This is a genomic window from Streptomyces sp. NPDC096079, from assembly GCF_040303145.1.
Taxonomy (GTDB): domain Bacteria; phylum Actinomycetota; class Actinomycetes; order Streptomycetales; family Streptomycetaceae; genus Streptomyces.
In genome coordinates, this window is sequence record NZ_JBEOST010000001.1 from 69,279 (window position 1) to 82,029 (window position 12,751).

Sequence of the window (12,751 nt, forward strand, 5' to 3'; positions counted from 1 at the left end):
CCGTACGCCTGTGACCTTCGCCTTCACGCGGGTATGCCGCTGTCCAGCTTGGAGAGGTCGACGGTCTCGTCGGCCGGCGGGACCTTCACCTTGACCGGCTTGTCGTAGTCGGAGAGCACCATCGTGCCGGGCTCGTCGCCGCCCGCCTTCACCATCTTCAGGATGTACGGCTTGCCCCGCTGGGAGACGGACACGGTGGTCGTCTCGCCGCCCGCCCTGTGCTTCACCAGGGTCGCGACGGGCGTCTTGCCGACCGTGCCGTCCGGTCCCCGGACCAGTCCCGTGCTGTCGTCCTCGTCCTTGTCCAGGTCGGCCAGGAGCCCCTTCAGGTCGCACACGCCGCTGAGGTCCTCGCTGCCCTCCTGCCCCGGGGCGATCTTCAGCCAGCGGCCCTTGATCAGTTCGATGGTGACCGTGATCTGCGGCTCCGGAAGGCCCTGGGAGGACATGGAGGCCCGCCAGAACGCCTCGTCGCCCTTCATGTAGGTGATGTGGTCGACGCGGCGGAGTTCGGCGGTGCCGCCCTGGATCCTGATCAGGCCGGTGCACCGGTCGTGGTCGTCGACGGCGAAGTCGATGTCGAGCGGCTGTCCCTCGCTGACGACCCGGCCGGTCATGCGCAGGGAGGTCGCCGACCGGGTGGCGTCCACGGCCCGCTCGCCGATCTCGTCCGCGCTCAGCCCCGCGAACGGGTCCGGGGAGGGGGCGGGGGCCGCGGCGCCGGGCGGGACGGCGGCCGGGCCGCCGGCCGCCGCCCAGGCCGCCACCGGCGCGGGCCCGGTCACGACGACGACGGCGCAGACGACGGCGGCGGCGCGGAGCTTTCGGTGGGACGCCATGCGAGCCTCCTCGCGTTCCCCGACACCCCTGTCCACCAGGGTCGCCCCGCGCGCCCGCGCCCGCTACTCCGCACGGGTGGGCGACGGGCGCGGGCCGGGTCAGTCGACGACCTGGCGGCCCTCCGGCCGGGCGCTGCACGAGGCCCGGAACGAGCAGGTCGCGCAGTGCTGGCCGGTGCTCGGCGTGAACCGCTCGTCGAGGACGCGGCCCGCCGCCTGCGCGAGCAGCTCACCGACCCACTCCCCGGTCAGCGGCTCCTGCGCCTGGACCTTGGGCAGGGCGTCGCCGCCCTCCTTCTTCGGGGCGGCCTGCCGCAGCTGGACGAGCTCGGCGCCGCCGGGCTCCGGGCGTGCGCCGCCGAAGACCTCGTCGAGGGCGCCCTCCCGCACCGCGAGCTGGTAGACCGCGAGCTGCGGGTGGTGGGCGACCTCGTCCTTGGTGGGGGCGGACTTGCCGGTCTTGAAGTCGACGACGTACGCGCGCCCGTGCTCGTCGGTCTCGACCCGGTCCATGGAGCCGCGGATGCGGACCTCGTACTCCCCCGCCCCCAGGGTCACGTCGAAGCCGTGCTCGGAGGCGGCGGGGGTGCGGCCGCCGCGGTCCATGACGTGCCAGCTCAGGAAGCGTTCGAGGGCCACGCGCGCGTGCTGCTTCTCCTGCGCCGACTTCCAGGGCGCGTCGAAGGCGAGGGCGTCCCAGACGGAGTCCAGCCGGGCCATGAGGACGTCCAGGTCGGCCGGGGTGCGCCCGGAGGCGACCTCGTCGGCGAGCACGTGCACGACGTTCCCGAAGCCCTGGGCGGCGGTGGCGGGGGCCGCGGCCTTGACCTCGCGGCCCAGGAACCACTGGAGGGAACAGGTGCCGACCAGGTTCTCCAGGGAGCTGGGCGACAGGGCCACCGGCCGGTCGCGGTCGCGCAGCGGCTCCGGGCTCCGGGTCGGCTCGGCCAGGCCCCACCAGCGGTCGGGGTGCGCGGCCGGGACGAGCGGCTGACCGTCCTCGTCGGTGAGGGCGGCCAGCCGGGCGAGCCGGTCGGCGGCGGCCTCGCGGAGCCCGGGCGAGGCCTGCGGGTCGACGGTCGTGGCGCGCAGCTCGGCGACCAGGGCGGAGACCGCGAGCGGGCGGCGGGGGCGGCCCGGGACGTCCTTGGGCTCGGCGCCGAGCTCGGTGAGGAACCGGGACGGCTGGTCCCCGTCCTCGGCGGCGGCCTTCACGGCGGTGACGACGAGCCGGTCACGCGCGCGCGTGGCGGCGACGTAGAAGAGGCGTCGCTCCTCGGCGAGGAGGGCGCCGGGGGTGAGGGGTTCGGCGAGGCCGTCGCGGCCGATGCGGTCGGCTTCGAGGAGGGAGCCGCGGCGGCGGAGGTCGGGCCAGAGGCCCTCCTGCATCCCCGCGACGACGACGAAGCCCCACTCCAGGCCCTTGGAGCGGTGGGCGGTCATCAGACGGACGGCGTCCGGGCGGGTGTGCCGGCGGGTGAGGGTGTCGGCGGCGATGTCCTGGGCGTCGAGCTCTTCGAGGAAGTTGAGGACGCCTCGGCCGCCGACGCGCTCCTCGGCGCGGGCGGCGGTCTCGAAGAGCGCGCAGACGGCGTCGAGGTCACGGTCGGCGTTGCGTCCGGCGGGGCCGCCGCGCAGCGCGGCGCGCTCCAGGCGGCCGGGCCAGGGGGTGCCCTTCCAGAGCACCCAGAGGGCCTCCTCGGCGGTGCCGCCCGCGTCGAGCAGGGCGCGGGCCTCCTGGAGGAGCAGCCCCAGGCGCTGGGCGCCGCGCGCGTAGGCCGGGTCGTGCGCGACCAGGCGCTCCGGCTCCGCGAGGGCCCTCGCGAGGAGGACGTCCGAGGGCGGCGGGACCTTGTTGCCGGCGGCGCGCTCCTCGTCCCTGAGGGCCCGCCCCAGGCGTCGGAGGTCCGCGGGGTCCACCCCGGCGAGGGGCGAGGCGAGAAGTTCGAGCGCGGTCTCGACGGTCAGCCAGGAGCCCCGGCCGCTCCCGTCCCCACCGCCCGGCACGGACTCGACGCCCGGCACGGACTCGGCACCCGGCGCGGGCTCGGCACCCGGCGCGGGCTCGGTGTCCGGCACGGACTCGCCGCCCGGCACGGACTCGGTGTCCGGCACGGACTCGACGCCCGGCACGGACTCGACGCCCGGCACGGACTCGACGCCCGGCACGGACTCGACGCCCGGCACGGACTCGGCACCCGGCGCGGGCTCGGTGTCCGGCACGGACTCGCCGCCCGGCACGGACTCGGCACCCGGCACGGACTCGGCACCCGGCACGGACTCGACGCCCGGCACGGACTCGGCACCCGGCACGGACTCGACACCCGCCACGGGCTCGGCGCCCGGAGCAGGCTCGATCGCGGCGACCGCTCGCAGGGCGAGGAGCAGCGGTGTCACCGCCGGTTCGTGGCGCAGGGGGGTGTCCGCCGCGTCCGTCTCCACCGGGACGCCCGCCGAGGTGAGGGCGCGGCGGAGGGACGGCAGGGAGGCGGCGGCGCGGGTGAGGACGGCCATGTCCTGCCAGGGCACGCCGTCCTCCAGGTGCGCGCGGCGCAGCAGGTCGGCGATGTTCTCGGCCTCCGCCGAGGCCGTCGGGTACGTGTACGCCTCCGCCCGGCCGCCGTCCCGCGTCGGGGCGAGCTCGCGGTGGGCGCGGACCTTGTCGGCGGGGAGCCGGGGCATGGGCATCCGCTGGGCGAGCAGCCGGGTCGCCCCGAGCAGCGCGGCGCCGGAGCGGCGCGAGGTGCGCAGGACGCGGACCGCGGCGCCGCCGAAGGCGGACGGGAAGTCGAGGATGCCGTTCACGTCGGCGCCGCGGAAGGCGTAGATGGACTGGTCGGGGTCGCCGAAGGCGACGACCGTGCTCCGGCCGTCGCCGGCGAGCGCGTGCAGCAGCCGGACCTGCGCCGGGTCGGTGTCCTGGTACTCGTCGACGTAGATCGCGTCGTACGCGGGCAGGCGGCTGTCCCGGGCGAGCGGTACGGCCCGGTGGACGAGCTCCGCGTAGTCGAGGACGCCCTGGAGGTCGAGGACGTCGAGGTACTCGGCGAGGAAGCCGGCCGCGGCCTTCCAGTCCGGGCGGCCGACGCGGTCGGCGAAGCGGGCCAGCGCGTCCGGCCCGAGGCCCAGCTCGCGGGAGCGCGCGAGGACGGCCCGTACCTCGTCGGCGAAGCCCCGGGTGGTGAGGCAGGCGCGGAGTTCGTCGGGCCAGCGGACGTGTCCGAGGCCCGTCTTCGCCAGGTCGATCTGGCCCGCGAGGAGTTCACGGACGGCGAGGTCCTGCTCGGGTCCGGAGAGCAGCCGGAGCGGTTCGGCGAAGAGCTCGGCGTCCTGGTGGGCGCGGATCAGGGCGTAGCAGTACGAGTGGAAGGTCGTCGCCTGGGGCGGGCGGCGGCCGCCGAGCCGTGCGGCCATGCGGTCGCGGAGTTCGACGGCGGCCTTGCGGCTGAAGGTGAGGACGAGGAGGCGTTCGGGGTCGGTGCCGCTCTCCATGCGGGCGGCGACCGCTTCGACCAGCGTGGTCGTCTTGCCGGTGCCCGGTCCGGCGAGGACGAGGAGAGGTCCCGCGGTGTGGTCAACCACTTCCCGCTGGACTGCGTCCAGCTGAGGGGGATCCAGGGGGGCCGGCGTGGTGCGCACCAGTCGGTACGCGCCCGGGGTCCGCTGCCGTCCCGGACCCGGGTACGGCTGTCCCTGGTGCGGCGGCGTTCGCCGGGTGGTGGAGGAGGAGCTCACGTGGATCGCCGGTCCTGGTGGGTGTGGTGGTGCGGGTGAGGCGGCTGTGTGCCGTGGCCGCCGCCTCGGGAGACGCGAACGTCGACGTTACGCGAAGCGGGCCGTCGACGAGCCGTACTCCGTACCGCGTCCACCCCCGGGGAGCCGTCCCGGCCGGTCCGGCCGGGGGCGCGCCCTCAGGTGTGAGTTCCGGCACCCCGAGCCGTACCGCTTCCCCCGCCCCCGGCGTCCTCGCCGTCCTCGCCGCCCCCGGCGGTCCCGCCGTCCCAGCGGGCCCGCCGCATGTCGATCCTCGGGACGTGGCCCCCGGCCGTGCGGCCCGCCTCGCGCAGCGGAGTGCCCTCCTCGCGGTAGTGGCCGAGGGCCCGCAGCTCGTGGCCCGGCAGCAGCGTGCCGTCGGCGCGGACCACCCGCCACCACGGGGCCGCACCGCCGTACAGGGCCATGACGCGGCCGACCTGGCGGGGGCCTCCCTCGCCGAGCCATTCCGCCACGTCGCCGTAGGTCATCACGCGCCCGGGAGGGATCGCGTCGGCGACGTCGAGCACCCGCTCCGCGTACTCGGGCAGCTCTCCGGACTCCCCGGGGGTCCCCCCGTCAGACTCCCCCACAGGCTCCTCCATGCTCATCCGCACCATCCTGCCTCACCCCACCGACATGGCCCTGATGCCTCCGCCCGGCGGCTCTTCGTGCCACCATCGTCCGGGCGGTGACTGGTGATACGAGATCAAGAGCGACAAGTACAAGAACACGAACACGATCACGCACAAGATCGACAAGACGCACGGGCAGAGACGGACATGGTGATGGGGCAGGACACGCAGCCTCCCGGGGGGGCTCAGCCCGACGTGCCCGAGCGGGTCTCCGGCGACGAGCCGCTGCTCGCCGCCCGCGTGCACCGGCCCTCCGACCTGATGCGGCTGCTCGGCGGCCTGCTCGCCATCGGTCTCGTCATCGCCATCGCCGCGTTCGCCCACGCCACGACCTCCGGTCTGGAGGAGGACATCAACAAGGGCGCGGTCGGCGCCCCCGACGTCTTCGTCAAGATCGCCGGCCTCGTCTCGTCCATCGCCGTCCTGCTCGTCCCGGTCGCGTTCGCCATCGAGCGGCTGATCAAACGCGACGGTCTGCGCATCGCGGACGGCGTCCTCGCCGCCGTCCTGGCGCACGGCGTCACCCTCGCCACCGACCTCTGGGTCGCCCAGGCCGCGCCCGGCACCATCCAGGACGCGCTGACCCAGCCGCAGTCCGGCGGCGGTCTCACGGACCCCGTGCACAACTACCTCGCGCCGGTCATCGCGTACATGACCGCCGTCGGCATGGCCCGCAGGCCCCGCTGGCGGGTGTCGCTCTGGGTGGTGCTGCTCCTCGACGCGTTCACCATGCTGGTGGCCGGCTACACCACCGCCCTCTCGATCATCCTGACCGTCCTGATCGGCTGGACGGTGGCGTACGGCACGCTGTACGCCGTCGGCTCGCCGAACGTCCGGCCCACCGGGCAGACCCTCCTCGCCGGCCTGCGCCGGGTCGGCTTCCGGCCGGTGACGGCACTGCGCGCCGAGGGCGTGCCCGAGGCGGCGGACAGCGGGGACCGCGGCCGCCGCTACCTCGTGACCCTGGAGGACGGGCCGCCGCTCGACGTCACCGTCGTCGACCGCGAACAGCAGGCGCACGGCTTCTTCTACCGCGCGTGGCGGCGGATCACCCTGCGGACCATCACCACCCGCCGCTCGATCGTCTCGCTGCGCCAGGCCCTGGAGCAGGAGGCGCTCCTCGCGTACGCGGCGATCGCCGCCGGGGCGAACGCGCCGAAGCTGATCGCCACCTCCGAGCTCGGCCCGGACGCCGTGATGCTCGTGTACGAGCACATCGGCGGCCGGAGCCTCGACTCGCTCGACGACGTCGAGATCACCGACGAACTGGTCCGCAGCGCCTGGCGCCAGGTCAGGGCGCTGCAGTCGCGCCGGATCGCGCACCGCCGGCTCTCCGGGGACGCGATCCTGGTGGATCGTTCCGGCAGGGTGATCCTCACGGACCTCCGGGGCGGCGAGATCGCGGCCGGCGACCTGGTCCTGCGGATGGACATCGCCCAGCTGCTCACCACCCTCGGCCTGCGGGTCGGGGCGGAGCGGGCCGTCGCCGCGGCCGTCGAGGTGCTCGGCCCCGACACCGTCGCCGACTGTCTGCCGCTGCTCCAGCCGATCGCGCTGAGCCGCTCCACGCGCGCGACGCTGCGGAGACTGGCCCGGGAGCGCTCCGCACGGGAGCGGGAGGCCGTGCTCGCGGCCTCCGAGGCCGCCAAGCACGAGCGGGAACTCGCCAAGGCCGAGGCCGCGGCCGACCGGAAGGCCGTACGGGCGGAGACGAAGGCCGAGAAGAAGGCGGACAAGAAGGCCGAGAAGCGGGCCCTCGACACCGCCCTCGACGAGGCCCGCGAGGAGGACCTGCTCGCGCAGATCCGGCAGCAGGTGCTGCTGATCCGCCCACAGGCCCCGGTGGAGCCGGTCCGCCTGGAGCGGATCAAGCCGCGGACCCTGGTCAGCATGATCGCGGGCGCGGTCGCCGCGTACTTCCTGCTGTCGCAGATCGCCCGTACGCCGCTGTCGACGGTCAGCGAGGCGGACTGGCGGTGGGTGGCGGCGGCGGTGCTGTTCTCGGCGATCAGCTACGTGGCGGCGGCGATGAGCCTGCTGGGCTTCGTGCCCGAGCGGGTCGGGTTCTGGCGGACGGTGGTGGCGCAGGTCGCCGGCTCCTTCGTGAAGATCGTCGCCCCGGCGGCGGTCGGCGGTGTGGCCCTGAACACCCGCTTCCTCCAGCGCGCGGGCGTACGCCCCGGACTCGCGGTGGCGAGCGTCGGCGCCTCGCAGCTCTTCGGACTCGGGGCGCACATCCTGCTCCTGCTCTCCTTCGGCTATCTGACGGGCACGGAGAAGTCGCAGTCCTTCACCCCGTCGAGGACGGTCATCGCCGGACTCCTCACGGTCGCGGTGCTCGTCCTGGTGGTGACGGCGATCCCGTTCATGCGCAAGTTCGTGTCGACGCGGCTGCGCTCGCTCTTCGCCGGTGTGGTGCCGCGCATGCTGGACGTGCTCCAGCGGCCGATGAAGCTGGCCACGGGCATCAGCGGCATGCTGCTCCTGACCATCGTGTTCGTCCTCTGCCTGGACGCCTCGATCCGGGCCTTCAGCCACGGGAACCAGACGATCAGTTACGCGACCGTGGCCGTCGTCTTCCTCGCGGGCAACGCGCTCGGTTCGGCGGCGCCGACCCCGGGCGGTGTCGGCGCGGTCGAGGGCGCGCTCACCGTCGGCCTGGTCACCGTCGGCGGTCTGCCGATCGAGGTCGCGACCCCCGCGGTGCTCCTGTACCGCCTGCTCACGCTGTGGATCCCGGTGCTGCCCGGGTGGATCTGCTTCAACTGGCTGACGAAGCGGGAGGCGCTCTAGGGGGTCCCGGCCGGACGGGCCGGACACCCCCGAGAGCCCCACCCCCCGGTTGGACCCCCGTCCCGCGCGGGGGCGCGGTCGGCGGCCCACGATGGGCCTATGCCGATCTCCGCCGCCCAGCGCGCCGCTCTGCTCACCGCCACCACCGTGCTGCTCGCCGCCGGATGCTCGGACGGGGGAGACGACGCGGCGGACCCGGTGACGTCGAGCCCCACCGGACTCGCGGCGCTGACCTCGCAGAAGCTGTCCTGGGCGCCCTGCCCGGCGCCGTCCGCCGCCGAGGGCGGCGGGGCCGCGCCCTCCCCGCTGCCCGGCGGCACCGCCTGGGAGTGCTCCTTCCTCCAGACACCGCTCGACTGGTCGGTGCCGGAGGGCGAGACCATCGAGCTGGCCCTCATCCGGGCCAGGGCCCGGGACAGCGCCCGGCGGATCGGCTCCCTCGTCTTCAACTTCGGCGGGCCCGGCGGCTCCGGCATCACCGGCCTGCCCGGCTTCGCCGCCGACTACGAGACCCTGCGCGGCCGCTACGACCTGGTCTCCTTCGACCCGCGCGGCGTCGGCCGTAGCGACCCCGTTGAGTGCGCCACCGACAAGGAGCTCGACGCGTACTACGCCCTGGACTTCACGCCCGACGACACCGCTGAGGAGCGGACGCTGTCCGACGCGCAGAAGGCGTACGCGAAGGGCTGCGAGCGTGACGCGGGCGCGGCCCTGCCGCACGTCGGCACCGAGAACGCGGCGCGGGACATGGACCTGATGCGGCAGGTCCTCGGTGACGAGAAGCTGCACTACTTCGGCATCTCGTACGGCACGGAACTCGGCGGCGTCTACGCCCACATGTTCCCGAAGAACGTGGGCCGGGCCGTCTTCGACGCGGTCGTCGACCCGGAGGCGGGCGTCGAGGACGGCGCCCTCGGCCAGGCGAAGGGCTTCCAGCTCGCGCTGGACAACTTCGCGCAGGACTGCGTGGACCGCGGCGACGAGTGCGCGCTGCCCGGCAGCAGCGTCGCCGAGATCGAGAAGGGGATCACCGACCTCCTGGCGGCCCTCGACAAGAAGCCGATCCCCGGCATCGGCTCCCGCGAGCTGACCCAGACGCAGGCCACCAACGGCATCGCGCAGGCCCTGTACTCGAAGGAGTTCTGGCCCTACCTGGAGCAGGGGCTCGACGCGGCCGACGGCGGCGACGGGGCGCTGCTGCTCTCCCTGTCGGACTCGATGAACGGGCGCGGCGAGAACGGCTCGTACAGCAACATCCAGGCCGCGAACGCCGCCATCAACTGCGTGGACTTCAAGGAGCGCTACACCCTGGGGCAGGCGAAGGAGCGGCTCGGCCAGTTCCGGGACGCCTCCCCCGTCTTCGGCGACTTCATGGGCTGGGCGCTCGCGAGCTGCTCGCAGTGGCCGGTGCCGGGGGTCTGGGACCACCCGGACGTCTCGGCTCCCGGCGCGGCGCCGATCCTCGTCGTGGGGAACACCGGTGACCCGGCCACGCCGTACGAGGGCGCACGGTCGATGGTGGAGGCGCTCGGCAAGGGCGTCGGCATCGAGGTGACGTACGAGGGCGAGGGCCACGGCGCGTACAACGGCGGCAGCGCGTGCGTGAAGAAGACCGTCGACGCGTATCTGCTCGACGGCAAGGTCCCGGCCTCGGGCACGGTCTGCAAGTAGCGCCCCCGGGACGGCGGAAGGCCCCGGACCTGAGGTCCGGGGCCTTCCGCACAGCGTTGCCGGATCGGCTGCTAGTAGATCGGCTTCTCGGGCTCGATCTGGTTGACCCAGCCGATCACGCCGCCGCCGACGTGGACGGCGTCCGCGAAGCCGGCGGACTTGAGCACCGCGAGGACCTCCGCACTGCGGACACCCGTCTTGCAGTGCAGGACGATCCGCTTGTCCTGGGGGAGGTCCTGGAGGGCGTTGCCCATCAGGAACTCGTTCTTCGGGATCAGACGCGCGCCCGGGATCGAGACGATCTCGTACTCGTTCTGCTCGCGGACGTCGATGATGTCGATGTCCTCGCCCTCGTCGATCCACTCCTTGAGCTGCTTGGGAGTGATCGTCGAGCCGAGCGCCGCCTCCTGGGCCTCCTCGGACACGACGCCGCAGAAGGCCTCGTAGTCGATGAGCTCGGTGACGGTCGGGTTCTCGCCGCAGACCGCGCAGCCGGGGTCCTTGCGGACCTTCACCTGGCGGTACTGCATCTCCAGGGCGTCGTAGATCATCAGACGGCCGACCAGCGGGTCGCCCACGCCGGCCAGGACCTTGATGGCCTCGGTGACCTGGATGGAGCCGATGGACGCGCACAGCACGCCCAGGACGCCGCCCTCGGCGCAGGACGGGACCATGCCCGGCGGCGGGGGCTCCGGGTAGAGGCAGCGGTAGCAGGGGCCGTACTCGGACCAGAACACCGAGGCCTGGCCGTCGAAGCGGTAGATCGAGCCCCAGACGTACGGCTTGTTGAGCAGCACGCAGGCGTCGTTCACCAGGTAGCGCGTGGCGAAGTTGTCCGTGCCGTCGACGATCAGGTCGTACTGGCCGAAGATCTCCATCACGTTGTCGGCCTCAAGCCGCTCCTCGTGAAGGATCACGTTGACGTACGGGTTGATGCCGAGGACCGAGTCCTTCGCGGACGCGGCCTTGGAGCGGCCGATGTCGGCCTGGCTGTGGATGATCTGGCGCTGGAGGTTCGACTCGTCGACCTCGTCGAACTCCACGATGCCGAGCGTGCCGACACCGGCGGCGGCCAGGTACATCAGGGCCGGGGAACCGAGGCCGCCGGCGCCCACACACAGCACCTTGGCGTTCTTCAGCCGCTTCTGTCCGTCCATCCCGACGTCCGGGATGATCAGGTGGCGGGAGTACCTGCGGACCTCGTCTACGGTGAGCTCGGAAGCCGGCTCGACCAGGGGTGGCAGCGACACGGAGTCTCCGATGGTCGGTATGTCAGTACGGTTGTTCTCCCCGTAACACTGCCACGCCCCTCCTCATTCCGAGACACCCGTTCCGATCCGCGAGACGATTTCGTCCCAGTAGCCGGGCAGCGATTGGAATGGGGCACTTTGTCCCGGCCGGCCCGCCCGGTCCGTGAAGAAGATCGTCCCCGCGCCCTGCCAGCGGGCGATCCGCAGGGCCTCGTCGAGGTGGGTGCGCGGGACGCCGTGGACGAGGTGGACGAACTTCGTCTCCGTGTACTCGGCGGTCCACTCCGCCACCTGCGACCAGCGGTAGTCCACCCAGGACCCGGCGAAGGTCACCAGCTGGTCGGCGGTCTCGGCGTACCCCGGGTGGGGGTGGGTGCCGTGGCCGAGGACGAGGTGCGCCTCGCCGCCGAGCACGGCCTCCAGGGTCGCGGTCAGCCGCCGCGTCCCGGCCAGGTCCGCCCGGTCGGCGGGGGCCCGGTCCAGGTAGAAGCCGCCGACCTTGTACCAGTCGAGGAAGCGGTGGGCGTCCGAGACCAGCTCCCCGAAGGGCCGGGAGCCATGGGCGAGGTCCAGGTGCCCGAGGACCTTGACCCCGGCGTTCCGCAGCTTCCCCGCCGCCTCCAGGCAGTGCGGGTCGGGGCGGCTGCCGGGGCCGTCCGCCACGTTGAGCACCGCCCAGTGCAGCGGGGTCCCGGGGCGGGTCAGCTCCGCCCATTCGACGGGGGCGAGCAGCGGATGGGCGTAGCCGGGGACGCCGAAGCCGAGTGCCTGGACGGCTCCGGTGGCCGTGGTCGTCGTCAGATGCGACACGCCGCCTCCATCCAGATGTCGGCGAGGGACTCCTCCAGATTGATCCGGGGCCGCCAGCCGAGCCGGTCGCGGGCGGTGCGGACGTCGGCCTGCTGCCAGGGCCCGCAGCCGTCGGGGTACGGGTAGGGGGCGGAGGCCAGCTGTTCGGCGATGGTCCCCTCGCCGCGGGGGGCGCCGATCATCGGCCGCTGCGGGATGCCGTGCGGGGCGTCCAGCTCGTGCAGGTTGCCGGCGTAGCCCGCGACCCTGGCGAGGACGGCGGCGGCGTCGCGGAGCTTCACGGCGCGGCCGGTGCCGATGTTGACGACGCCCTGCGCGGCGGAGAGCGAGGCCGCGTGGACGGCTCGTGCCACGTCCCGTACGTCGACGAAGTCCCGCTGCACGCCGAGTCCGCTGAGCTTGAGCTCGCCGTCGCCGGCCTGCATGGCGCGGCGCATGGCCTCGGCGAGCCGGCCGAGCGGCGAGCCGGCGGGCGTGCCGGGGCCGACCGGGGAGAACACGCGCAGGACGACGGCGTCGAGCCCGGAGCCGAGGACGAGTTCGGTCGCGGCGAGCTTGGAGACGCCGTACGGGCCTCCCGGGCGCGGGACGGCGTCCTCGGCCGTGGAGGAACCGGGCTGGCTCGGTCCGTACTCCGAGGCGCAGCCGACCTGGACGAGCCGGGCCCCGCACCCGCTGCGGCGCAGGGCCTCGCAGACGGTGGCGACGGCGACGGTGTTGTGCCGGGTCAGCTCGCGGGCGCCGCCGCGGGTGGCTCCGGCGCAGTTGACGACGACCCCGGGGTGGACGGCGTCCAGGAAGCGGGTGAGCGCGCCGGGGCTGCCGGAGGCGAGGTCGAAGCGCACGTCGGCGTCGTCGCCCCGGCCGAGCGCGGTGAGGTGGACGGCCGGGTCGGCGAGCAGCCGGTCGGCGACGAATCGGCCGATGAAGCCGTTGGCTCCGAGCAGTAGCACCCTCATCGTGCGGCCCCTGTGTGCCGACCGGCCGGTGCCTGGGGTTG

General features: G+C 73.8%; 8 protein-coding genes. 2 read left to right on the plus strand and 6 right to left on the minus strand.

The features are described from left to right. Positions 1-23 precede the first annotated feature (23 nt). The 3 genes from ABTY59_RS00335 to ABTY59_RS00345 form a co-directional block, all read right to left on the minus strand. Positions 24-839 carry a hypothetical protein gene (locus ABTY59_RS00335; protein ID WP_352016669.1) on the minus strand — a complete coding sequence of 272 codons (816 nt, stop codon included), beginning with the start codon at positions 837-839 and terminating at the stop codon, positions 24-26. A 99-nt stretch (positions 840-938) separates the two neighbouring features. Beyond that, positions 939-4,574: a UvrD-helicase domain-containing protein gene (locus ABTY59_RS00340; RefSeq protein ID WP_502995317.1), complete on the minus strand. Its 3,636-nt coding sequence runs from the start codon at positions 4,572-4,574 to the stop codon at positions 939-941. A gap of 176 nt (positions 4,575-4,750) precedes the next feature. Continuing rightward, a complete protein-coding gene (locus ABTY59_RS00345) occupies positions 4,751-5,203 on the minus strand; it encodes an MGMT family protein (protein WP_352016670.1) in 453 nt (150 codons plus the stop codon). Between the two features lie 171 nt (positions 5,204-5,374). On the opposite strand from ABTY59_RS00345, the gene ABTY59_RS00350 reads away from it, so the two are divergent. After that, a complete protein-coding gene (locus ABTY59_RS00350; RefSeq protein WP_403538347.1) occupies positions 5,375-8,020 on the plus strand; it encodes a flippase-like domain-containing protein in 2,646 nt (881 codons plus the stop codon). A 99-nt stretch (positions 8,021-8,119) separates the two neighbouring features. Further along, positions 8,120-9,691 carry an alpha/beta hydrolase gene (locus ABTY59_RS00355; RefSeq protein WP_352016672.1) on the plus strand — a complete coding sequence of 524 codons (1,572 nt, stop codon included), beginning with the start codon at positions 8,120-8,122 and terminating at the stop codon, positions 9,689-9,691. Positions 9,692-9,762: 71 nt separating this feature from the next. Here ABTY59_RS00355 and moeZ read toward each other — a convergent pair whose 3' ends face one another. From moeZ to ABTY59_RS00370, 3 genes are all read right to left on the minus strand, one after another. Further along, complete coding sequence (gene moeZ / locus ABTY59_RS00360) at positions 9,763-10,941, minus strand: adenylyltransferase/sulfurtransferase MoeZ (RefSeq protein ID WP_352016673.1); 1,179 nt, start codon at positions 10,939-10,941, stop codon at positions 9,763-9,765. 63 nt (positions 10,942-11,004) lie between these two features. Beyond that, on the minus strand, positions 11,005-11,751 hold the full coding sequence (locus ABTY59_RS00365) for a spherulation-specific family 4 protein (RefSeq protein ID WP_352016674.1): 747 nt from the start codon (positions 11,749-11,751) through the stop codon (positions 11,005-11,007). Next, a complete protein-coding gene (locus ABTY59_RS00370) occupies positions 11,739-12,710 on the minus strand; it encodes an NAD-dependent epimerase/dehydratase family protein (protein ID WP_352016675.1) in 972 nt (323 codons plus the stop codon). Before ABTY59_RS00370 ends, ABTY59_RS00365 begins: the two co-directional genes overlap by 13 nt. Positions 12,711-12,751 lie beyond the last annotated feature (41 nt).